Annotated in this window: 15 protein-coding genes and 2 pseudogenes; 8 read left to right on the top strand and 9 right to left on the bottom strand. The window is 69.4% G+C overall.

The features are described from left to right. Nucleotides 1-288: 288 nt before the first annotated feature. From POF43_RS14690 to POF43_RS14680, 3 genes are all read left to right on the top strand, one after another. Nucleotides 289-897 carry a TetR/AcrR family transcriptional regulator gene (locus POF43_RS14690; RefSeq protein ID WP_271322272.1) on the top strand — a complete coding sequence of 203 codons (609 nt, stop codon included), beginning with the start codon at nt 289-291 and terminating at the stop codon, nt 895-897. A 957-nt stretch (nt 898-1,854) separates the two neighbouring features. Next, complete coding sequence (locus tag POF43_RS14685) at nt 1,855-3,453, top strand: bifunctional 3-(3-hydroxy-phenyl)propionate/3-hydroxycinnamic acid hydroxylase (RefSeq protein ID WP_271322271.1); 1,599 nt, start codon at nt 1,855-1,857, stop codon at nt 3,451-3,453. A gap of 699 nt (nt 3,454-4,152) precedes the next feature. Then, nucleotides 4,153-4,914 carry an SDR family NAD(P)-dependent oxidoreductase gene (locus POF43_RS14680; RefSeq protein ID WP_271322270.1) on the top strand — a complete coding sequence of 254 codons (762 nt, stop codon included), beginning with the start codon at nt 4,153-4,155 and terminating at the stop codon, nt 4,912-4,914. Nucleotides 4,915-5,111: 197 nt separating this feature from the next. Here POF43_RS14680 and POF43_RS14675 read toward each other — a convergent pair whose 3' ends face one another. Further along, on the bottom strand, nt 5,112-5,861 hold the full coding sequence (locus tag POF43_RS14675; RefSeq protein ID WP_271322277.1) for a transposase: 750 nt from the start codon (nt 5,859-5,861) through the stop codon (nt 5,112-5,114). A 13-nt stretch (nt 5,862-5,874) separates the two neighbouring features. On the opposite strand from POF43_RS14675, the gene POF43_RS14670 reads away from it, so the two are divergent. Next, nucleotides 5,875-6,393: a hypothetical protein gene (locus POF43_RS14670; protein ID WP_271322269.1), complete on the top strand. Its 519-nt coding sequence runs from the start codon at nt 5,875-5,877 to the stop codon at nt 6,391-6,393. A 416-nt stretch (nt 6,394-6,809) separates the two neighbouring features. Here POF43_RS14670 and POF43_RS14665 read toward each other — a convergent pair whose 3' ends face one another. Next, nucleotides 6,810-9,938: a pectate lyase-like domain-containing protein gene (locus tag POF43_RS14665; protein ID WP_282704588.1), complete on the bottom strand. Its 3,129-nt coding sequence runs from the start codon at nt 9,936-9,938 to the stop codon at nt 6,810-6,812. Between the two features lie 1,728 nt (nt 9,939-11,666). Here POF43_RS14665 and POF43_RS14660 point away from each other — a divergent pair. Then, nucleotides 11,667-12,233, top strand: coding sequence for a Uma2 family endonuclease (locus POF43_RS14660; protein ID WP_271322266.1), 567 nt, complete (start codon nt 11,667-11,669; stop codon nt 12,231-12,233). Between the two features lie 387 nt (nt 12,234-12,620). On the opposite strand, the gene POF43_RS14655 is transcribed toward POF43_RS14660, so the two are convergent. The 6 genes from POF43_RS14655 to POF43_RS14630 all read right to left on the bottom strand — a co-directional run bounded on the left by POF43_RS14655 (nt 12,621) and on the right by POF43_RS14630 (nt 18,904). Beyond that, nucleotides 12,621-12,968 (bottom strand): hypothetical protein, encoded by a 348-nt coding sequence (locus POF43_RS14655; RefSeq protein ID WP_271322265.1) that lies wholly within the window; start codon nt 12,966-12,968, stop codon nt 12,621-12,623. 34 nt (nt 12,969-13,002) lie between these two features. Further along, on the bottom strand, nt 13,003-14,163 hold the full coding sequence (locus POF43_RS14650; RefSeq protein WP_271322264.1) for a PLP-dependent cysteine synthase family protein: 1,161 nt from the start codon (nt 14,161-14,163) through the stop codon (nt 13,003-13,005). 303 nt (nt 14,164-14,466) lie between these two features. Continuing rightward, nucleotides 14,467-15,927, bottom strand: a complete 1,461-nt coding sequence (locus POF43_RS14645) for a S10 family serine carboxypeptidase-like protein (RefSeq protein ID WP_271322263.1) — start codon at nt 15,925-15,927, stop codon at nt 14,467-14,469. A 29-nt stretch (nt 15,928-15,956) separates the two neighbouring features. Then, entirely contained in the window at nt 15,957-17,258 is a 1,302-nt protein-coding gene (locus POF43_RS14640; protein ID WP_271322262.1) for a phosphatidylserine decarboxylase, read from the bottom strand. Nucleotides 17,259-17,741: 483 nt separating this feature from the next. Further along, entirely contained in the window at nt 17,742-17,879 is a 138-nt protein-coding gene (locus POF43_RS14635) for a hypothetical protein (RefSeq protein ID WP_271322261.1), read from the bottom strand. An 839-nt stretch (nt 17,880-18,718) separates the two neighbouring features. Next, nucleotides 18,719-18,904 carry a hypothetical protein gene (locus POF43_RS14630; RefSeq protein ID WP_271322260.1) on the bottom strand — a complete coding sequence of 62 codons (186 nt, stop codon included), beginning with the start codon at nt 18,902-18,904 and terminating at the stop codon, nt 18,719-18,721. Between POF43_RS14630 and POF43_RS14625 the strand changes: the two are divergent. Together POF43_RS14625 and POF43_RS14620 are read left to right on the top strand one after the other, a co-directional pair. After that, nucleotides 18,852-19,427, top strand: a pseudogene (locus tag POF43_RS14625) (hypothetical protein); the annotation flags it as partial. The gene POF43_RS14630 and the pseudogene POF43_RS14625 sit on opposite strands and share 53 nt — an antisense overlap. A gap of 91 nt (nt 19,428-19,518) precedes the next feature. Continuing rightward, nucleotides 19,519-20,154 (top strand): annotated as a pseudogene (locus POF43_RS14620) (MFS transporter); the annotation flags it as partial. A 132-nt stretch (nt 20,155-20,286) separates the two neighbouring features. Here the strand turns inward: POF43_RS14620 and POF43_RS14615 are convergent. Further along, entirely contained in the window at nt 20,287-21,492 is a 1,206-nt protein-coding gene (locus POF43_RS14615) for a saccharopine dehydrogenase NADP-binding domain-containing protein (protein ID WP_271322259.1), read from the bottom strand. Nucleotides 21,493-21,612: 120 nt separating this feature from the next. Here POF43_RS14615 and POF43_RS14610 point away from each other — a divergent pair, with 120 nt between their 5' ends. Continuing rightward, nucleotides 21,613-22,242, top strand: coding sequence for a TetR/AcrR family transcriptional regulator (locus tag POF43_RS14610; protein ID WP_271313584.1), 630 nt, complete (start codon nt 21,613-21,615; stop codon nt 22,240-22,242). Nucleotides 22,243-22,550: the final 308 nt, after the last annotated feature.

Here is a 22,550-nt window from a genome sequence, read left to right as displayed (position 1 = left end):
GATCACGGCGTCGGAGCCGTCCTGGATAGCCCCGCCCTGCTGCGGCCGGGCCCCGCGGGCAGCAATACCCCGGCCGACCACATCTCCGACCGCACCGCCACCAGCCGACCAAACGCCCCCGATCAGCCAGTCACATCGCCGCCGCAATCACGCACCAGCTCGTAAGGAACCGGCGTGGTGCTTGCAGTCAGGAGGAACGCGGCGCGATGACGAGCGGTGAAAGCGTGCCAGGGCGGTCGTCATCGTCAATCCGAAACGCCTCTGACCCCGCCGCGTTAGTCTGGTTCGGTGAGCGAGAGGACGAGACGATCCACGGCCGACGTCAGCGACGCGGTGTGCGAGGCCGTTCGCGAGGAGCTGGCCGAGCTCGGCTATCAGGGCCTGACGATGGTCGGGGTGGCCCGCCGCGCCGGTACCAGTAGGCGTGCGCTGTACCTGCGGTGGTCGAACAAGGATCAGATGATCTACGACTCGATCGCGCCGTTCGTGCCCACCGCGGTTTCGTTCACCTCTTCCGGTGACCTGCGCACCGATCTCATCGAGTACCTTCCGCGGGTCAGTCAATTCGAGGGCACGCTCGGGCGCGCGGCCCGCAGCGTCGTCGCCGAGTCCTATCGGGATCCCGACTCGCTGGCCGAGCTGCGGGAACGGCTGATGACGGCCAGCCTGTCGGGTCTGCGCCAGTTGCTGCTTGAGGCCATCGCCCGCGGTGAGGCCAATCCGTCGGCACTGGACCCCGAGATCCTGATGGTCATCAGCGCCGTCTCGTTCCATCAGCTCTGCCTCGGCTCCGAGCCCATCAGCGAGGAGACCGCGGCCCGGTTCGTCGACCGGGTGCTGCTGTCGATTGTGCAGAGCGAGACCTACGCCAGGGACGGGGTCTCCGAGGCGATCTAGCATGGCCGGTGTTCGCCCCGGGCGGGGCGCGGCCTGCGGGAGTGTCCGTCAGACCAAGTGCTTCTCCCGCCATCGCCATGGATCCGTCGGCGCCGGGTGCCCGCAGGTCTCCCGGCAGCGGATTTCGGTCCAGCATGTCAGGCCCACATTTCGGCGCAGGTTCCCAACCCGATGCCGAACGCGGCGTCGCCGGCGGCTCACCTCGGCGCCTCGGCCATGACCTCGTCGACGACGTCCGGCTGCGTCCATCCCGATGCCTGAAGCTGCCGTGAGCGGCATCGTCGCGGCCATGCGCCCCAGATCGGATCTTGCCCTCGATCCGATCACCCTCCTGCGGCCGTGGGGTCGACGCGGACTCTGGCGGCCCGGCACGCAGCTACAGGGGATCGCGACCGTCGTCAGCGCTTTGGGCTCGCGGTGAACCGGACCGCGCTCAGACAGCCCAGGCTCCCTGGTGGTTCGGACCAGCCGGTGGAACTCGTCCAATTGCCGGAAACCGCTTTGACGTGGACGACTGGGCCGACTCTCGTCCCATGGGACCCCGGATCTGCATCGTCGCGTCAGGCCACCACGTGTAGCAGGCCTTCGCGCTCCTGGACAACGCGGAGCGCTTCGCGGCGGAGGATGCAGATGCGCACTCGTAAACGGTGTGGGATCCGCCGGCGAGGCCGTGATGATCTTCGACCGGAGGGCCGTCGTGGTTGGGGGCGCCGGGGTGCTCGACTGGACTGACGTTGTGCACCCGTTCGTCGACGAAGCGATCCGACGGCTCCGATCCAGCCGACGTGGGTGGCACCAGGATCCGAGCGCGTCCGACTGACGCATGGCTGGCTTCAGAACCGACCGTGCGGTGCTGGAGAGATGCAGCGTGCAAGCGGCCCGACTGCCTTGTTTGCAATGGGTACAGTGATGTACCTTTGAAGCATCAGAGGTGAAGCTCCAGCCGGGAGATGGATCATGGACGGCACAAAGCACAGCGACACCGAGGTGGTGATCGTCGGGGCAGGCCCCACCGGGCTCACCTTGGCGCTCCTGCTGGCGAAGCGCAGACGCACGGTCGCGGTCTACGAGCGCTGGCAGACGGTGTTCCCGCTGCCGCGCGCGGCCGGGATGAGCCACGAGACGGTGCGGACGTTCCAGGCCGTCGGCTTGCTCGACGAGCTTGCGCCCCACCTGAACTTCGAACGCGGGAAGGTCTCGACGTCGCTGTTCGCGCCCGGCGGCGAGGAACTGGCGGTGGTGACCTTTCCCGGTGACGGGGAGTCGGGATTTCCGGCCATGGTCGGGTTTCACCAGCCCGACGTCGATGGGGTGCTCGGGCGAGTGTGCGACTCTCATCCGCTTATCGAGATGCACCGGGGTTGGGATGCGACGGCGGTCGAGCAGGCCGCCGAGGGCGCCGTGGTCACCTTCGACCCGATCGATGGCGACCAGCCGCGCGCGGGCGATCCCGTTACCGCGCGCGCCCGCTATGTCGTCGGCTGCGACGGCGCGAACAGCGTGATCCGCTCGCTGATGGACACCCAGGTGACCGACACCGGCTTCTCGTCGAGCTGGCTGGTGATCGACACGCTGCTGCGGCCCGGGAGGAAACCGCTCGACCTGTTCGGGCACGTCCTGGACTACGACCGGCCCGCCACGCTGGCGCCGGCCGGTAAGGATCGGCAGCGCTTCGAGCTGATGGTCCTGCCCGGTGACGATCCCGCCCACCTCACCGACGACGACGTGGTGTGGGACCTCCTGGAGCGCTGGGAGGTCACCGCAGAGCACGTCGAGCTGGCGCGCTCAGCGGTCTACACGTTCCGCGGCCGGTGGGCGAATGCGTGGCGCGACGGGCGCCTGCTGCTGGCGGGCGATGCTGCACACCAGATGCCGCCGTTCCTCGGGCAGGGCTTTAACTCGGGTGTGCGCGACTCCGTAGCGCTGGCCTGGCGGCTAGACCTGGTACTCACCGGCACGACGGGACCCGAACTGCTCGACAGCTACACCACTGAGCGCCTGCCCCACGTGCGGGAGATCGTGGAGGCGTCGGTCGCCGCCGGGCAGCTGACGTGCACCACCGGCCGGGAAGCCGTTGAGGCGCGGGTCGCGCAGTTCCTTGCGATGCGTGACGGTGACGGCACGGATGCGCCGGGCATGAAGTCCCAGTGGCGGCTCGGTCCTGGCTGCCTGCGTGTCGACGATCCCACTGCCGGGTTCCCCTCGTGGCAGGGACTGGTCGAGAAGGACGGTGTGACTGGGCTGCTCGACGACCTCGTTGGCTCCGGCCGGTTCGTGCTGATCGGTGACGGCGTCGACCCGCTCACCAGACTGTCAGATCGGGCGCGCGAAGTCTGGAACCAGCTGGACGGGATCGGGATGATGATTGGAGCGGACGGCTACCGCGACGTCGAGGGGACCTACGCCCGCTGGTTCGGCGAGCTGGGCGCGACCGTGGCGCTGGTGCGCCCCGACATGCAGGTCTACGGTGCGTCCGCGGACATCGGGGATACCGACGCGCTCGTGCTCTCCTTGGCAGCGCAGCTCCGCCTGCCGGCGGCCGTGCCTGCGGCGTGAGTCGCCGAGCCGAGGCAGCGGTCCAGCCCGTCGGAGCTCATCGGCACGGTGAGCTGCTGCGTGGCCGGCCCACCCGCGGACCCCCAGACGATGGGGTACCCGTACGGCCTGCCGCCACGTCCGCCGGAATGCAGGGCACGGACCAGCATTGTCCCGGCGAACGGCAGGTCGACTGCGGTAAGACGGGGCCGGACCGTGGCGTCGGCGCCCCTGTGGCGCAGCGCCACGTCGAGAGCGTCGGCGAAAAGGGCGTCCTCGGGGCGGTCCCCCCGGCGGCGCGTCCGGTGCCGAGGAACAGCAGGGGCAGTCGGTTGCGGTGCTCCAGCAGGCGCAGTGGGAACGTCCGTACCGCCTCCAGCGGCGCGGCGCCGTGGTCGCCGGTCATAGCGGCGAAGGGCCTTGACAAGAACGAACGCGCGGGGGCCGGCGCAACGGGCGGTTCGTCGCAGTCGGCGAGTTGCTTGCAGGGCGTGGCGATGACCGCCCTGGCCTCGCGGGCGATTTTTTTGAGCGTCGCCTGAAGCCCGGTGGGGGGACACCGGCGGCGGCGTCGAGTCCGCTTCGCGGCGGCAACGCAGCAGGCTCTGGGGGCATCTTGAATCCTCCTTTGTGACGTGGGGCGAGCCCTGTGCTGGACCGCGCAGGGCAAGCGGACTGTGAAACCGGGAAAAATTATCCAATACGGCAAGGAGTGAGCATATGAGCAGTTTGGCGGGCAAGAAGGCTCTGGTCACCGGCGGCAGTCGCGGCATCGGGGCGGCGATTGTGTGCCGCCTCGTCGCGGAGGGCGCATCGGTGGCCATCAACTACCGGTCGAACGCCGAGCGAGCGAAGGAACTGGTCCACCGGCTCGACAGCGCCGCGACGAAGGTCATCGCCGTCCAGGGCGACGTCAGCGATCCCGCCGACATCACGCGGGTAACCGCGACGGCCGTCGAACAACTGGGCGGGCTCGACATCGTGGTCAGCAACGCTGGCATCGAGCACTTCGGCGCGCTGGCGGAGATCACGCCTGAGGAGTTCGCCCGTGTCTTCGACACCAACGTGCGCGGCCAGCTCTTTGTCGTGCAGGCCGCCGCCGCAGTGCTTCCAGAGGGCGGTCGGATCGTCCTCACTTCGTCGGCGAGTACGAAGATGGCGGTGCGCAACCACACCCTCTACGCCGCCAGCAAGGCCGCCGTCTCGACGATGGTGAATCAGCTGGCCGTTGAGCTGGCGGACCGCAAGATCACCATCAATGCGGTCGCGCCCGGCGGCACCGCCACCGACATGGCCACCGAGAACGCCGAGAACTACGCCGGCTTCACCCTCAAGGACGAGGACGGCAGCGACATCCTCCCCAACGTCGCCCTCGCCCGTCTCGCGCAGCCAGAGGAGATCGCTGCGGCCGTGGCGTTCCTCGCTTCGCCGGACGCGTCCTACGTGACGGGTTCGACCTTGGCGGTCGACGGGGGCATGTGAGCCGATGATCGCGCCGAGGTCGGGGTTCACGCTGCCAGAACAGAACATGGCAAACACGATCCCGGCGCGATCACGCGCCAGCGGCGATCGCGCACTTCCGGTGCCGCCCTCCGTGTCGTGGCGGCCCCTCATCGCCGGCCACGAAGACCACGGCGTGCGCGATCAGGTCGGGTGTCAGTTACCTGCCTAAGCGTTGATCATGGGCATGGTTCTGTCTGGAGCCGGGGTGGCGATCGAGCGATGGTGAGGTTGTGGAGTCGGGCGATGCCGAGGATGGCCTGGTGGACGCCGTCACCTTTCAGGCGGCAGTCGCGGAGGATCTTCCAGGTCTTCATGTGGGCGAAGGTGTGCTCGACGCGGGCACGGACGTTGCGGTGGGAGGTGTTGTGTTCTTCCTTCCAGGCCGGCAGTTCGGCCCGGCCGCGTTCGCGTCGGTGCGGGATGATCAGGCCGGTTCCGCGGTAGCCGCCGTCGGCGATCACCATGGTGCGGCCGACCGCCTTCTTCGCACCGGACAGTTCCCACGCCTTGCAGTCGTTGCGGTTGCCGGGCAGCGGTCGGCCGATCACGACGACCAGGCGGGTGTCGGCATCGATGACGACCTGGTGGTTCGTGGAACCCCGGTAGTTCTTCGACCGCTCGGCCACGGCGTGGTCGCGTGTGGGCACCAGGGTGCCGTCGACGATCAGCACGGTCTCCTTGCGGAACCGCCTACGCGGCCGGAGCGCAAGACACGGGCCGAGGTGGTCGACGATGCGGTCGGCCGCCGACTTCGACACCCCGACCAGCGGCGCGAGCTGCCGCAGCGTCAGGTTCGTGCGCCAGTACGCGGCCACCAGCAGTACCCGGTCCTCCAGCGGCAGACCCCACGGCCACCCCCGCCGCACCGCCTCGGCACCCTCACGGCGCAACGCGGTCACCAGCCGACCGAACAACCGCGGGCTCAGTTATCTGTTCCCGGTGTTCATCGGCGGGTTCATCGCGTACGGCGTGCGAGCGATCCTGCTCCCTCGTCACCGTCACTTCGGTGCCCGGCTGTACGCCTGGTTCCTCTTCCTCGCGGCCACCAGCCCAAGCCTCGGCGCGAACGCGTTGCACGCCATCACGCTGAACCACGGACCGCAGGCCGGACGGTCCGCCCTGCACCTGGGTGACGGTGTCGTCGGTGGGCTGTCGATGCTCGCGCCACTGGCGCTGGCGGGCTCCGTGCACCTCTACATCCTGATGGCGCGGACCGCCGAACGGCCGGTCCGGGACGGCGCAGACGGCGTTCCGGGACCGGTCCGCCGAGATATTCCGCCGCTCAACAGCGTCGCGTTCGCGCCGGATCCTCGTCCGCTCGGGCCCAGCGGCTCAACGCCCCGGGGACTCCTGCGCCGACCGTACGCTCGCCACCTCGCTGCGGATGCCCGACCCGCGCACGCTCGCCGCGGCCCTGGCCGCCGCCGGGCCCGACCTGCGGCTGCGGTCGCTCGGTGACGGCTCGGTGCTCCAACTCTGCGACGGGCAGGGCCGGCCGCTGCTGTTGGTGGAGACCCCGATCGATGTGCGGGTGCCGGGCGGGGCCGTCCGGTTGCTCGGCGCGGGCACGACGCCGGACGGGCCGGTGGGGTGGACCGAGGCCCGGGGCCGTCACCGGCGTGCCGGCCGCCGAACCTCTGGCCGCCCGGCCGTGAGGTGCCGGCCGGTTCGGCCACCACCGGACCGGACACCGCACCGCCGCCCGCCCCCGAACCGGTCGCCGCGCAGCCCGCGGTGGTCATCCAGGGCCGACCGGTCATCGCCATGACCGGTCGGCCCGCCATCGCCTACGCGGGCTGCTCCGCCACCCGCCGGGCAGGGCATGTGCCAGGGGCACACGATGCCTGGGCCGGTCGTCAGGGTGGTCGGGTGCCTCAGTTGTAGCTGGCGAGGTCCTCCTTGGTCGTACCGGGGCCCACCCGGCCGCCGGTGCCGTTGATGATGTTGTCGATGATGCCACCCGCGCCGTTGCCCAGCGAGATCGTCACCATCGAGTGGAACTGCACACCCGATGTGTTCGGTGCGGTGATCGCGTTGGCGGACTGGATACTGGTGTCCGTGAACAGGCAGTAGACGCCGAGGCCGTATGCCTGGAAGTCGGTGACGGTGGAGTGGACGTTGAGCGAGGCGTAGCCGTCCGCCGAGCCGTTCATCCAGGACGCTTGGTTCGGCGGGTCGTAGGGCATCTCGCTCTGGTAGAAGTAGACGGCTCCTCCGTTGCCGTTCCACTGGGTCTGGATGTGCTGGTAGTGCTCGACGGCGAGTCCGTAGATGGTGACGTTCGCGCCGTTGACCGCGAGGCCGTTGGGAGCGACGTTGGTGGTCCAGCCGACGGTTCCGGAGTTGCCGTGGTCGGCGCGCCAGAGCCACAGGTCGTCACCGATGACGTTGTTGCTGTTGATCACCAGTGATTCCGATGCCTGCCCGACCGTTGCGCCGCCGATCCGGGCGAAGACGTCGGACAGGATCGTCGGGTCGGCCGAGTGGTCGGCGGAGGAGCCGGCCGGGCCGATCTGCACGAGTTCGGCGGAGTTCGTCGTTCCGGCGTCGAAGAGCAGCCCCCCGATACGGATGCCGTTGACATCCGCGGTCGACAGGACCGTGTTGCCGCCGTTCGACACCAGCGTCGCCAGACCGAGGCCGAGCACCACGGTGTCCGGGTTGTTGACCTGGATGGTGCCGTCGATCTGGTAGACGCCCGGGGTGAACAGCAGGTCCTTTCCGGCCGCGAGCGCGTTGTTGATGTCGCTGACGGTGTCGCTCGGGGTCGCGATGAAGAAGTCGCTCAGCGGCAGCGACGTCCCCGGCGTGTTGCCGTTCGCCCATGTCGTGCCCTGCGAGTTGCTTTCGTCGGAGGGCACGAACACGTCCCAGTTCCCGGAGGAGTCGACGTAGACGTACGGTTTCTCGGCAACGGCCGGGGTGTTGCTGACCGTGGTGTCCGGCGGGTTCGGGAAGCTCGTTCCGGGAACGCCGGTGTCGCCGACGAACACCATGTTCCAGTTCGAGCCCGTCCAGCTGCCGTACTGGTCGTTGCGGGAGATGTACTGCTGCTGGGTCTCGGCGTTGACCTGGCCGGTGACGACCGAGTCGGCGATGAAGCCGCCCGAGGCCCAGCCGTTGTTGTCGGCGAGCACGGCTTTGCCGTCGATCTGCACCCGGCGCAGCGGCGCGGCCTGGGACGCGGCCCATTCGGTGCTGCCGGAGGACGGGTCGATGGTGATGTTCTCGACGTCGCGCCAGAAGTTCTCGGTGGCGTTGCCGCCGTTCCAGCTCGCGTCCGTGTAGATCCCACCACCGGTGATCACGGTCTGCGTCGGCTTCTGACCGAGTCCGACGACCTCGGTGTAGAAGCCGACCGGGACGGTGACGTCGTACGTCCCCGGTTCGAACATCAGCTCGTAGCGCTGGGTGCCGAACTGGTTTGATTTCTGCGTCGCGTACACGGCGTTGATGTCGTTCTGGATCGTGGTGGTCGACATTGAGGTGTTGAACACGTACACGTTCGAGCCGAAGGTTGGCGTTGAGGGCGGTGACGAGCCGGTCGAGATCGTCCAGTTCTCGCTGGCGCTGCCGTTGCAGGTGTAGATGTCGGCGATCGAGCCGGTGGTGGTGGCGCTGCCGACCACGCTCAGACACAGGCCCGAGTTGTCATTGACGATGGTGCCGTTCGACTCGACCGTCCAGTTCTCGCTGACGCTGCCGTTGCAGGTATAGACCTCGGCGGTCGCCTTCGGCGCCGTGGAGGCGCCGGTGACGCTCAGGCACAGGCCGTTGCCGTCGACGAGCGTGCCGCCGGACGCGGTCCAACTCTGAGCGGCGGAACCGTCACAGGTGTCGATGTCCGCGGTCGTCTTCAGCGTGGTCGATCCGCCGCTGTCGCCCAGGCACAGGCCCGACGGGTTCCCGACGATCGTGCCTGCCGGCGTGGAGCCGCCCGAGGAAGTGGTGAACGGTTCGAACGCGTTGGCGAAGTACCAGGTCGGCTGGGAGATGCCGGAGCAGCTGTCCGATCCGGCCGTGCCGACGCAGCCGCCGTTGTCCCGTTCGATCGCCCAGAGAGACAGGGTGTTGATGCCCTCGCTCCCAGCCCAGCTCAGCACCTTTGAGGCGTCGGCCTCGGTGAAGGTTTCGCCCGAACCGTAGTCGTCGATGCCAGGCATTTCGGTCACGCCGATCATGGCCCACAGCTGCGAGGCGGCGTCGGAGGGGTAGAGCGAGGCGAGCTGGCTCTCCAGGCCTGACGCCGCGGTCTCGGTCGCGGTGGCCATCTCGTGCGAGGTGCCGGTGTAGTAGTCGAAGGTCATCAGGTTGACCACGCCGACCTTGGCGCCGACCGAGACGGCGTTCCGCAGGATGGGCAGCTCGGTGGAGTCAAGGCCGGTGGTGTCGGACGGGAGCGTGTACGAGAACTGGATCGTGCGCCCGTTGGCCGCGGCCCACGACTCGACTTCGGCGACCGCCTCGTTGCGCCGCTCGTAGCCGGCCGTGTCAGTCAGCGAGTCCTGCTCGATGTCCAGGTCGATGCGCGGCACGTTGTAGGTGGTGATGACGTTCTCGTACACGGACGCGATCGCGCTGACGCTTGTGCAACTGTCGGCGATGTCAGTGCCCGTGGTGTCGGCCGTGTAGCCGCCGAAGGACGGGATCACGTTGCCGCCGGCCGCCTGGATCGAGGAGATCTGGCTGCCGAAGGTGGACGAGGAGATCGGCTGGCTGGTGTCCCCGTCCCAGTACGCCGTGCACGAGCCGGCGCCAGCGGTCTGGATGAACGCCGCGGTGAGGTACTTCGATCCCGACTGCTGCGAGACCGTCAGGGCGTTGTCCCCGCTGTAGGACTCCCAGTAGGGCGCGAAAACGTGCGCGGGAAGAGCGGTGTCGGTGGCAGCGGACGCGCTGCCCGGCGTCGTGACGGCGAGGCCGGCGGACGCCAGCAGCGTGGCTCCGGCGAGGAGCAACGTGCGGATGCCGAAGCGGCGGCCGCCCGGCTTCCGTGTTGGCATGAGTGATCTCATGAGAAGCCTTCAGATTCTGGCCGGATCGGTCCGGCTGCAGGTCGGACTGGAGGATGCGCGGCCGCCCCCGGTTCTCGCACACAGGGACGGTTAGGAAGCTTTCCTGACGACCGTGCTCGGAAGTTAGTTGCCCCCGGCGTGAACCGTCAAGACGTCGTGTCAGATTCGGCCGTCGCCGTTGCGGGTCCAATTGCGACGAGGTTGCGCGTCCCGTGCGGCGAGGTTGCCCGTCCCGTGCGTCGCCGTTGCCCGTCCTGTGCGACGAGGTTGCGCGTCCCCGTGCGACGAGGTTGCCCGTCCCGTGCGGCGAGGGGGGGTTTCGGAACCGCGGGGCATTGACGCCGTCGCGAGGACACGCTTATCGTTACCAGTAGTTCACGCTGGCGACCACAATTCATATATGCGAACGCGACTTCTCGCCTCGCTTTCGCGCCACGCCTGCCCGATCAGAGGGATCGGGTCATCCGAATGAGCGCCTCGCTCGAACCCACCACGCCGGCGGCCCCCGCGCCGCCAACCAGCACTCACCGGTGGCCGGGGGAAGCGACCCGGGCATACCGGGAAGCGACTCCGCCACCCGTGGCAGAGCATGGATCCACCCTTCCGCGCCCCGGGGCGACGGGTGATCGGGCAGGCCGGGCCGGCGCGGTGAAGCCCTGCCCGTGCAGGCCGCAGGTGTCCGTGAGCGCAACCCCTTGACCGTCTTCCATGCTGGTCCGCGGATTGCCACCCGCCGCCTGGCACGGGTCTGTACGATCCTCGGCGCCTCCCGGACACGGCAGTAGCACCTGATGAGCGAAATGACCGCCTCGGGCGAATCCTCTGCGCCTGCACCGGGACCAAGGACGCCTCCGGCGCGAACACCCTTACGCCCCACACCTCAGCGGACTTCATGCGATTTCCTGGATCGCGGCCCCAGAGGCGCAACGCCTTGCCGAACTCCCGCGTCGCCTTCCTGCACGCACACCGTCGGCGTCAGGCCGAGGAGAGGCAGAGTGCCGGACCGGACCGGCAGAACGACGGCCACCTCTTCACGCGGCCGGACGGGTACCCGAGGCCTCGTCGGCCGCGGATACGGAGCCGATCGTCTCCCTGCTGGACACGGCCGTCAGGGGCGTAGTGACGTCTTGGGCGTAGCCCGCGCCACCGCCCGTGCCGGCGGGTCCCTCAGCTGCCCACGAAGGCCGATCTCGCTGTCGGGCGCGAACATGCCGCCCAAGGGACATCGGCGGTCTTGCTCCTGGCGATCTCACCCCGGTACGAGGTCCCGTCGAGATAGAGGGCTTCCGCAGTTCGAACCAACTCGTCGGCCCCCTTCTCGACTCCGCAGACGAAGGCCGGCGGCGCACCACCCATCACCTGTTCCTCGCAGGGGGAGGCACTCCCAGGCCCACGTCACTCGCCGAGCACCCGGATGCGGCCCGGACGATCTCGGCGACGGGCGAGGGCATGCGCCGGGAACCATCGGGGTCCTCCGCCACCTGCATGAGGTAGTCGGGCTCGGCGCAGGCGGTTCATGTTGTGCAGCCTCCCGCACCGCAGGGCGCGGAGATGGGAAGCCTCCGCACCTCCACTTCGACGACGCGACGGACGAAGCCCACGGGCCGTCCACCCGGGCGTGGACGTTCCCCTCCAAAGCGGGTGTCCTGACGACGCAGGACAGTACGCTGAGCCGAGCAGCACAGAACCAACGAGCATCCTCGAAGGAGGTGTGCCATGACCGCTGAGATGGTCGCGCCCGCGTGGATGCACGCGCAGATCAGCGTGGAGCAGTACGACTCCTGGTCCGAGGAGCAGTGCGCCGGCATCGAGATCGTGGACGGGATGGTCGTCGTGAGCCCGAGCGCGTCGAAGCGGCGCACCCGGCTGGCCCGAATCCTGGCCAATGCCCTGGACACCGCCGCGGGCTCGGACTGGAACGCCGACACGGACTTCGACGTCCGCCTGCAGGACGTTCCGCTCACCAATCGCCGTCCGGACGTCGTCGTCTACCGGGCAGAGACCATCGACGTCACACCCACCCGCCCCGAACACGTGCTCCTGGTCGTCGAGGTCGTCTCACCCGGCTCGGAGACCACCGACCGCATCGTGAAGGTGGACCAGTACGCCAAGGCCGGCATCCCCTTCTACTGGCGGATCGAACAGGCAGCCACCGGTGTCCCCATCACGTACACCTACGTTCTCGACCCCGCCACAAGGACCTACCGGGACGGCGAGATGTTCCCCGGTGCGATCAAGGCTGCCGCACCCTTCTCCGTCACTGTCGACCTGGGGACCATCTGACAGTTCCGGACGATTCTTCTCCGTGACCGGTCACAAAGGAAAGCGGAAACTCCGGGAGCGCCAGGAGGGTCATTTCACTGCGGTTGGCTCACCTCCGACCGCGAGCGCCACCGACTACCGGGCCTGCGAATTCACCGGCACCAGCGGCATGCGGCCGTAGCCGGCCGTACCCCACGGACAACAGCCTCCTCGAACCCCTCCGGCCCCCACGCCCCAGTCGACCGAATCTCACCGCGCCGGAGCAACGCACGGTCCGGACCGCCCCCGCGCACTTCCCCCGCGGCCAGGTTCGCGTAGCAACTGGAGCACAGCGCATGACGAAGGGCCCGCAGATACCGCTCCCCGAGGAGGCCGGGCCGGGTGGGCAATCGCCCCCTGCCCCCAGTCCTACCCGGACACCACGTCGCCGCCGGGCTGTTCGCAGCCGACGAGGCCGACGACGGTGAGCCTGCCCGGGCGGGCGGTGTCGTTGGCGCTGCCGAGCAGGGCGCACTTCCACACGGTGTCGTTGCCGGCCGTCCTGATGTCGCCGGCGCCCTCGTAGCCGGCGGGGCCACCGGTGCAGTCCTCTCCCGCGACGCGGTTGATCGAGTCGGCCAGGACGAACTGGCAGGTGTAGACGGGCTCCTGGTCGGCGGCGTGTGCGGCGGTGGGAGCGGCCAGCACGGCGGCGCCGGTGAGGAGGGCCGCACTCGTGGTCGCCGCACGGTGTCCGAGGGCGCGCAAGCGGTTCATGGGGTGAGCGGTCCTTCCGCAGGTGGCGACGGAGTCACATGTTCCAGAGGGTGTCGCTCGGCCGGGGAGCGGTGTCGAAGGTGGTCGGCGGCCGCCAGTCACCGGTCTGGAAGAACTCTGTGATGGGGTCCAGCCAGGGTTCGAAGTCGATTCCGTGGGCCGCGCACCAGTCGTTGTTGTAGTACTCGTTGTTGTAGCGCGAGCCGTCGTCGCACATGAGGGTGGCGACCGTTCCCCGCTCACCGCGGTCCTGCATGCCGTGCAGGATCCGCAGCGCGCCGAACAGGCCGGTCCCGGTCGAGGGGCCGGGCCTGAAGCCCAGGTGGTCGGCGGCCACCCGCATGGCCGCCACCGACGCCGCGTCGTACACCCGGATCATCCGGTTGACCATCGGGAACAGGAACGAGGGCTCGACTCTCGGCCGGCCGATCCCCTCGATCCGCGAGCCCTTGTCCGTGGCCTTCGGGTTGTCGTCCCGCCAGCCGGCGAAGAACGCGGAGTTCTCCGGATCGGTCACGCACACGCGCACCTTGCGGCCCGTGTTGCGGGCGTAGCGGCCCACGGACGTCACGGTGCCGCCGGTGCCCGCGCCCATCACGAACCAGTCCGGGTCCACCGCGCCGAGCAGCTCCGGCGCGAGGCCGTGCTCGCCGTGCCAGTCGTAGGCCCGCTCCGCGTAGGTGAACTGGTCCATGAAGTGGCCGCCGACCTTCAGCGCGTACTGCCGGGCGTGTTCGCAGAGGTCCGCGCCCGGCGGCGCCTCGACCACGTTGCCGTTGAGATCGCGGATGGCGTCCTTCTTCTCCTTGGCCGTACCGCTGGGCACCACCGCGGCGAACGCCAGGCCGAGCTGCTGGCAGAACCACGCCTCGGAGATGGCCGTGGAACCGCTGGACGCCTCGACCACGGGCCCTTCGCTGCGCAGCCACCCACTGGCGAGTGCGTTGGTGAACAGCGCCTCGGCCAGGCGGTGCTTGTGGCTGCCCGAAGGGTGGACGGACTCGTTCTTGACGCACAGCCGCAGCCCGTCGAGCTTGGCGGGCAGCGGGACTTCGATCAGCGGTGTCTCCACGTGGGGGAGGCCGCGGATGAGTTCGATGCGCCCGGCCACCCAGTCGCGTTCGTCCCGGTACCTGTCCGACAGGTCGTCGTCATCGGTCCCGTCCAGCACCTTCGCCCGCTCTGTGACACTCATCGACAACCTCCGTCGGCTTCGGCAGTTCACCGCCCGCGAGAAGGGGACGGCACCCGGTCATGACTAACAGCGCCACCATCGCGAGGGCGGGATGCGACAGGTGACGACGTGCACGGTTCATCCTTGCGGCGCAATCCCAGGAACCGGGAAACGGCTCGGGCACCACCGGGCGCCGACGCCACTTCGCCGGGACGAATTGGCCCGGACCCGGCATCCGCACGGCTTACGTACAAGGCGGCTCACCGATGGTGGCCGCCAACCCGCCCCTGGCCGGAGGAGGGCACGCCCTGTGCACGGGCGCACTCATCCCGTTTCGTCGGCAGCGTCTTTCTTGGCCTTGTCCAGGATTCCCTCGACCACGCTCTGCGGGTCCTGGCCGAAGAAGGGGCGGTCGAAGAGCCAGTTGTAGAGCATCTCCCGGGCGATCTGCGGCTGGTAGGCCGGCACTTCGTGTCCGGAGTCGGGGATGGCCACCTGTGTCACGTTCTTTCCGGGTGACGTGCCCGCCTTATCGGTCTTGAGGGTGCGAACGAAGCCCTTCGGGTTTCCCTGGGCCTGCTTCCAGATCAGTCGGCGGGACGCATGCCACGCGTCGTGCGGAGTGACGATGGCGTCCAGGATCTCCTCGGTGCTGCGGTATCCGCAGGCGGTGTCGAAGTTCCCTGTGTAGAGCAGGACCTTGTAGCCCATGTCAATGATTGCGGCGTACTTCTGGGAGGCGTCCGCCATGTTGTCGGCCTTCAGCGCCACGGCCACCGGACCCGAGTTGTCGGCGAACTGCCAGCCCACGCCCGCATCATGCACATTCAGGGCCTTCCTGACATCCTCGCTGTCCATATAGGGTTTCAACGCCCCGGCGGACTGGTCGTCCCAGCGCCGTACGTCGTAGACGTCGAAGTCTCCCCCACAGGCCAGGACCGCGTTCACCAGCCCGTTGCCGAGGTCGGTGGCCTGCTTCAGTTTTTGAAGGTCCGCATCCTTCTCGCCTTCCTCAAGGACGCGCTTGAATGTCTTGTAGAACGTGTCCAGGGCCTTCTGCTGCCCTTTACCGAGGAGTCCGGACGCATAGGCGTAGTCGATCATCACCTTGACCGAAAGCTCGGGCTTGATCCAGCCGTTGCCCACGGCGATGCCCGCCAGTTCGATGTCCGCGTGTTCGGCGATCTCCAGAGCGATCGCCGGCACGTACTTTCCCGCGTAGCTCTCGCCGCAGACGTACAGGGGGCAGGACTTGTACTCCGGATACGTCGCGTAGAACTTTTCCAGGCCCTCGCAGAACATCGTGGCGAGGGTGCCCTCGTCCTGGACATAGGTCTTCGGCGTCTCGCAGTAGCTGTACCCGGTGCCGACGGGCTGGTCCCAGTAGATGACGTGCGCTTCCTGGTTCCAGCTGTCGGGGCTCACCGAAATGGTCCCGGCGGCGTCGCCCGCGATGCGCAGGGGGCCGTTCTCCAGGAAGAGGCCCGCCGAGGAGGAAGCCCCGGGGCCGCCGTTGAGCCAGATCAGCAGCGGGGTGTCCTCGATCAGCTTCTTCTGCTCCGCGGGCTCCCGGTGGGGGTCGCAGGTCTGGCTTTCGAAGAACCAGTAGAACAGGTGGCTTTTCGCCGGTCCCGGGCCGTTGACGTCCACATACCCGGCGTAGGAGCGGACCGTCTTCGGAGTGTCGTCCTCCCCCTCGCCCGGATGCGGGATTCTGGGGTAGAACCCGATGCGCTGTGTGCCGGCGACGTTGGCCGGGATGCCGTAAACGGGGCTGCGCGGCATGGCTTTCACCTTCCGTTCGGGGGTCGGCGTCAGAGGGTCGACGTGCGGGACGACCGGGCGCGGTACGACCGGCTGAAGTACTTCTTGGACCGGCCCGGGTCGTCCAGGACGCCGATGCGCTGCCCCATGAGAAGTTGCAGCGCGGGGAAGCGCCCCTTCTCGAACAGCAGGATGTTCAGCGACCCGCCGTACTGGAAGCAGCCGATCTCGTCACCCTTTTCCACCGCGACGGCTTGGCCGTGCTTGACGTTCTTGAACTTGTCGAGGAATTGCACGGACCCGATCGAGTTGAGCCCGACGGGCACCAGGCCGACGTAGCCCTCGCCATCCGGCTTTCCGGTGTGATCCAGGTACGGGGTCTTGAAAATGACGTACCCGCGTCGGAAATCAGAGAATGCCTTGTAGTCGTACCCGTAGCCGACGTTCCCGTTGTTCACCAGGTCGGGGAAGTTCTGCATGCCGTAGTAGGCGCCGGCGATGTCATCGTGGGCCTCCACCACCTCACCACCCACCGGCGCATGGTACCGGTGATAGGTGTCGGGCATCAGAATGCACGAAACGGCCGTACCACCACCGGGATTTCCGTCCCTGTCGTGGGTGAAGTGTTTCGCGTAACGGGAGCCGTGCAGCAGAGTGTGGACGTTCATGGCCACCGTCTTGACCGGGATCAGTGTTTCATCCGTCAGCTCATCGACAACCATGTTGATGACGCAGTCGGTCGGCGCGACCACCACGCTCGGGTCGAGCGGGGCGGCGATCGGCCGCACGCCGGGTTTCAATTCCCTGATGAAGAACTTGTTGTAGGTCGACCAGTCACCCGGCCGGTAGTCGGCCATCGTCTTCGGGCCGAGCTCCTCGATCCACTGCTGGACGAGCTTCTCCGACCGCTCGTCGTCCATCTGCTCGCCCTGCAGCTTCGTGAACTCGGCCAGCATGACAGCGCCCTGGCCCTTGATCATGAAGTCCGTGCCGGCATCGTTGTGGTAGTTGATCCAGCTGAACTTCTCGATATAGTCCAGCCCCTCGTGAACGCCTTGCCCCCAGCCCCACTGGCACCATTCTGTGAAGAAGTCGATCAGGGTTTTGATCGTTGCCTGCTGCCAATCCTTCCAGACCTTTTCCTTCTGGGCACCCTGTAGTTCCGGTGGGCACGGCTTCACACCTTTGATCGCCACGTCAAAATCGGTCTGAAAACCGTTCTTGTTTTGGTCATACCAATCCTGGACATCACTGAGGAATTTCTTGAGATGACTGTCACACCACTTCTCGTCCCGGCCCATGCTCACGCGTCCTTCCGTGCGAAGAAAACCATCAGGCACGGCTGCACCCATGCACGATCTTCCCGAATCGCGCATGAATCCGCCCGACGTTGCCTCACCCAACCGGGACAACCATCCATACGGGTGACTCCCGGACCGAGGGGCCGAACTCATGCGATTGCCGTCGAACACCGTTCCGCGTCTGCCCCGCATTTCCCCGCACGTGAAATCGAGATCCCGCCGACGGTCAACGTGACGAGACTCCTTGAGCCTGTGACCCACCGGTCTGCGACCGGGCAGGCGGCGAAGGAGGGCGAACGGTCACTCCGGTGTGCCCGGCGGCTCCACCGCTCCGCGGCGCGCGGAGAAACCGGCCGGAGCGACCGCCGAGGTCACGGCGAGCACCTCCGCGGCGCGGTGCGGTTACGCGCCGATGGCCCCGGCGGCGGCACGGCCGATCCGCCGGCCGCCGATGTCGGCCCGGCTGCCGGCGACCCAACCCGACCCGTATCCGTCACCGGCCATGGTGGTGGGGCCGCCATTTCGGCAACGCGGCTACGCCTGGCGGTAGTTGCGCTCGACCACGGCCCTGCGGTCCGCGAGCACCACGGCCGCACCGCGGCCGGTGACGGTGGTCTCGGCGCCGGCCTCTTCGTGTGCGTCGCGCTCGGCCTGCTCGACGCGGTCGCCCACCCGGCCGACGAAGCCGAGAAGCCAGGAGCGCCGCCAGGCACGCGCACCGTGGCCCGGCGGGACGGGCTGAGCCGCCGGGCCGTGCTCATCCGGAGCGGGAGAGACCGGAGCAGGAGAGAGGTGTACAGCAGCTCGACCCGCTGAAGGTCGCTGGCGTACCCGAAGACGTGGACGCGGCGGGACGGCCCGCCGCCGTCCTGGCCGAGGTGGATGAGCTGGCAACCGAGGGCGACGGCCCGGCCCCGACCGACGGCGGCGGGGCGGCGGCCCGGGGCCTGGTGGGCACGGCATCGTCGTGCTCGGCCGGTGCCCCGGTGGCCGTCCGGCGAAGGGGCCGGCGGTGCGTCCGTGGCGCTGCCGGCGGGTTCGGCTGCTCGCAGGTCGTACGTTCGGCCGCTGACCGGGCGCCCTGCTCACGCATCGACGGTGAGGACCGCCTGCGACGGACGCCTCGGCCTCGACGCCTTCAGTCGTCGCCGCCCCTTCCACGAACCGATGAAGTCGGCCGAAAACCCGTTGCCCGGGAGCACGGTCTGCCGCCTTACGCCCCCTGGCGGCCCGGTGGTTGATCCCGCATCATTCACCACCCGATCTGCGACGGCCGCGCACCCCGCTCAAGGTCGTCCTCGTGCCTGGCGGGCGGGGAATCGTACGGACGCCCGCCGAAGGATGCCAGGAGCAACCGCACGCCCGCGGCACGACGTCACCCCCGGCCGACGCCACCTGCCACGGCCCCGGCGGACACGGGCACCGGGGCAGCTCCGTCCACCCCGGCGCCTGCCGTGTGCCGACGCGTCGGCCGGGGCCGGACGGACCCCGGCTCAACGGGCCGGTTCGCCTCAACGGGCCCGGTTCGCGCGGATGGTGCGGCTGATGGCGAAGGAGAGCAGGAAGACCACTACTCCTAATCCGACCCCGACCCCGATCGCCGCACCGGGGTTGTCACCGGTGGCCAGGGCGATCACGACGTAGATGACCAGGGCGATCAGCCCGGAGATGACGTTGCCCTTGATGCTGGTGTTCATCCGGGGAGAAGACTGGGACATCGTGACACCTTCGCTTCCTCATTCGCGTGACGGGGAGTCGGACGCGGCATTGAACAATAGGAAGCGGATGCCACCGATCCGCCCCGGTACACATCCCGGCCGCCGGCAACCGACGATGGGGGGACGCGGCCGGTGCCCGGTCGTCCTGCGGGTGAACCCGTCGTTCGCCACCAGGGGCTCCGGTCCGGCCATGGGCGGCAAGCCGCGGCAGTTCGGCATCGACGAGGAGATCCTGCGGGACTCCAAGGACGCCGTGGCGCGGCTGCGGCACGTCCGCGTCCAGGGCGTGCACGCCTACATGGGCGCCCGTTTCCTGGAACCGGCGGACGTGGTGCGCAACACGGCGGGAATCCTGGCCGCCGCCGAGCGGCTGGCCGGCGAACTCGGCATCCCGCTGGAGACCGTGGACGTCGGCGGCGGACTGGGCGTCGCCCACTTCGACGGCGAGAGCGACCCCGACCTCGCCCGGCTGGGCGAGGGCATGCGGGAGGTGGTCGGCGACTTCGCCCGGCGCCACCCGCGGTGCCGGCTGATCATGGAGCTGGGGCGCTACCTGACCGCGGCCTGCGGGCCGTACGTGGTCCGTGCCCGGGTTCGTCCCCAAGCCGGCCCCCGAGACCGGCGCCGCGATCCGCACCGTACGGGTACTGTCCGGCGCGGCCAGGACCGGCATGTTCTGGCTGCTGGCCGGGATGTTCGTGGTCTGCGGCGCGTCGACCAACGGCATCATGTGGAGCAACTTCGTCCCGGCGGCGAGCGACCACCACATGCCGGCCACCGTCGCGGCCTCGCTGCTGTCGCTCATCGGCGTCTTCTCCACCGTCGGGGCGCTCGCCTCCGGCTGGCTCACCGACCGCTTCGATCCCCGGCGGCTGCTGACCGTCTACTTCGGCGTGCGCGCGGTCACGCTGATCCTGCTGCCCGGCGTGCTCGCGACGACGGTCGGGCCGTCCGTCATCGCCTTCGTGATCGTCTACGGCCTGGTGGACATGGCCACCGTGCCGCCGGTGATCGCCTTGTGCCGGATGCGCTACCGCGAGGACGGCCCCATCGTCTTCGGCTGGACCAACGTCGCCCACCAGCTCGGGGCCGGCACGTCCGCCTTCGTCGGCGCGCTGGCCCGGGAGGCGTCCGGCTCGTACACCTCGGTGTGGCTCGTGCTCAGCGCCATGTGCGTGCTCGCGGCCCTGCTGGCCGTGCTGGTACGCCGCGTGCCCGTGACGAGCTGAGCACCGGCCCCGTACGCAGCGCTCGCACCGCCCCCGTACGCAGCGTTCGCACCGGCGCGGGATCGCGCCCTCCGCCCGAGACGCCTCCGCCCAGGCGCCCTCCGCCCCGAGACGCCTCCGCCCCGAGCCCCCTCAGTCCAGGAGGAACTCTCCCCCGGCCGCCTCGGCGAGGTCGGGGCCGAACGCGGCGGTCGGGGTGTACGCGCCGGGGCGGGCCTCGCCACCGGCCAGGCGCAGGGCGGTCTCCGTGACGACGTCGGCGGTGTAGTCCATGCCGTCCGCCGCGCGCAGCCACCCCTCGCGGCTCGTGCCGTCGGGCCAGGTCACGACGGCGTGTCCCCAGGAGTGCCGGCGCGGCCGGGGCGCGGCTTCGAAAGGGGTGCCGGCCAGCCGGCGGACCGCCCGGCGCCGCAGCGCGGGAACCGTCAGCAGCAGCCCGAGCACCGGCAGTGCGGCGCGTACCGCGGGCGAGGTGGGGATCAGTGCGGAGGTGACGGTGACGGACGGCGCTCCGCTGGCCCGCCGGGCGGCGACGAGTTCGGCCGAGGGGGCGCCGGCGGACTTCACGCGCTGCCCGTCGGGGAGGGTGACCTCTCGCGGGTTCGCGCCGAGCCGGGTCCTGACCAGGCGTCCGTTGTCGTAGCGGCGCCCGCCGGTGGTCAGCGCGCCGACGACGGAACCGGCGAAGGCGGCGCCCATGGTCCCGGCTTCGGTGGCCACCGAGGACAGCGCGTCGACGCGTACCTCGCGCGGGGTGGGCCGGCCTTCGCACAGCCTCGCCACGACGGCCTCCGTCGCCAGGACACCGAATCCCGCGCCGGTCACGAGCGTGCTGCCCGCGGCGGTCGCCTCGTCGTGCAGGCCGAGCAACCGGGGGACGGCGGCCAGGTCGGCGGCCAGGTCCACGTAGTGCCCGCCCGGCATGCAGGCACGGGCGATCGTCGTGGCCGTCGCGGCGTAGTCGCCGATGGTGTTGACGACCACGCCGGGCCGGCGGCGCGTGATCTCGGCGGCGACGCGTTCCGCCGTGTCGGCGACGACGATCCGCACGTCGTCGCCCCGGCCGAGATCCGCCGCGGCCCCGCGCAGGCGCTCCCGGTCGCGTCCGACCAGCACCGGAGTGCGTCCGCGCGCCACGAGGCGCGCGGCGACGGCACGGCCGATCCGGCCCGTCGCGCCCAGGATCCACACCTCGCCGGTCCGTTCATCGGCCCGCTCGTCGGTCTGTCTGTCGGTTTGTCCGTCGATCCGCTCGTCGGTCCGTTCATCTGCCTGCTCGTCGGCCTGTCCGTCGATCCGCTCGTCGGGCTGCCCGTCGGTCCGCGGGTTCTGCGGCATCGGGGGTCCTTTCCGCCGGGCCGGGCCGCTGGGGTCCTGTCCCGCGCTGATGTCTCACTGTGTCATCACTCAGGCTAGCACCGACGACGCACTGAGACATCACTTTGCTAGGGTCGGCCCATGGCGCGATGGGACCCCGGGACGGAAGAGCGGCTCACGAAGGCCGCGCTGGAGCTCTACCGGGAGCACGGCTACGACCACGTGACCGTGACGCAGATCGCCGAACGCGCCGGCATCACCCGGCGCTCGTACTTCCGCTACTTCCCCGACAAGCGCGAGGTCCTGTTCGCGGGCTCCGGGCAACTGCCCGTCGCGGTGGCCGAGGCGGTACTCGACGCCGACGGCGCCGCCTCCCCGCTGTCCGCGGCCCTCGACGCGCTCGCCCGGGTCGGCACGCGGTTGACCGCCCACGTCGACCACGCCGCGGAACGCCGTGCCGTGATCGACAGCAGCCAGGACCTGCAAGAACGCGAGCGCACCAAGCTCGCCACGATCACCACCGCGATCCGCGACGCGCTCCTGCGGCGCGGCGTGGACGCGGACACGGCAGGACTGGTGGCGCAACTGGCCACGGTCGCCTTCCAGAACGCGTTCGCCCGCTGGGTCGACGCACAGGGAAAGGGCGATTTCCCGCCCCACCTGTGGGCCGTCGCCGCGACCCTGCGGGACACGCTGGCCACCACGACGCTCGGGGAGACGCCGGCCGCCGCGACCCTCCGGGAAACGCCGGCCGCGGAGGGCGACCGCTGACGCGTCGCCACCCCGCCGCCCCCCGGCAACCACCACGCCCCACCTCGGCTCCGGCCGCCCGCGTCGATGCTCCGGCCAACCACGTCGAAGCCCCCGCCGACCGCGTCGCAGCCCCCGCGCCGCGAGCGACCCCACCCGGCCGGCGCGTCGCTCGGCGCCACTGCCCGCAGGCTCCGGCCACGCCGACCGCATGAACCCGCGCGCCGACCGCCTTCAACCCCCCGCCGCCCCCCGGCAACCACCACACCCCCTCGGCTCCGGCCGCCCGCGTCGAGGCTCCGGCCAACCACGTCGCAGCCCCCGCCGAC

This window comes from Streptantibioticus silvisoli (assembly GCF_027947535.2).
Taxonomy (GTDB): domain Bacteria; phylum Actinomycetota; class Actinomycetes; order Streptomycetales; family Streptomycetaceae; genus Streptantibioticus_C; species Streptantibioticus_C silvisoli.
The sequence above is the reverse complement of the archived record's forward strand: the minus strand, read 5'-3'. Positions and strand labels throughout refer to the sequence as shown.

Excerpts from the sequence above, each read along its gene's own strand:
- POF43_RS14685 (WP_271322271.1), top strand. The coding sequence starts at position 1,855 with ATGGACGGCACAAAGCACAGCGACACCGAGGTGGTGATCGTCGGGGCA.
- POF43_RS14680 (WP_271322270.1), top strand. The coding sequence starts at position 4,153 with ATGAGCAGTTTGGCGGGCAAGAAGGCTCTGGTCACCGGCGGCAGTCGC.
- POF43_RS14665 (WP_282704588.1), bottom strand. The coding sequence starts at position 9,938 with ATGCCAACACGGAAGCCGGGCGGCCGCCGCTTCGGCATCCGCACGTTG.
- POF43_RS14660 (WP_271322266.1), top strand. The coding sequence starts at position 11,667 with ATGACCGCTGAGATGGTCGCGCCCGCGTGGATGCACGCGCAGATCAGC.
- POF43_RS14655 (WP_271322265.1), bottom strand. The coding sequence starts at position 12,968 with ATGAACCGCTTGCGCGCCCTCGGACACCGTGCGGCGACCACGAGTGCG.
- POF43_RS14650 (WP_271322264.1), bottom strand. The coding sequence starts at position 14,163 with ATGAGTGTCACAGAGCGGGCGAAGGTGCTGGACGGGACCGATGACGAC.
- POF43_RS14645 (WP_271322263.1), bottom strand. The coding sequence starts at position 15,927 with ATGCCGCGCAGCCCCGTTTACGGCATCCCGGCCAACGTCGCCGGCACA.
- POF43_RS14640 (WP_271322262.1), bottom strand. The coding sequence starts at position 17,258 with ATGGGTGCAGCCGTGCCTGATGGTTTTCTTCGCACGGAAGGACGCGTG.
- POF43_RS14630 (WP_271322260.1), bottom strand. The coding sequence starts at position 18,904 with ATGAACACCAGCATCAAGGGCAACGTCATCTCCGGGCTGATCGCCCTG.
- POF43_RS14615 (WP_271322259.1), bottom strand. The coding sequence starts at position 21,492 with ATGCCGCAGAACCCGCGGACCGACGGGCAGCCCGACGAGCGGATCGAC.
- POF43_RS14610 (WP_271313584.1), top strand. The coding sequence starts at position 21,613 with ATGGCGCGATGGGACCCCGGGACGGAAGAGCGGCTCACGAAGGCCGCG.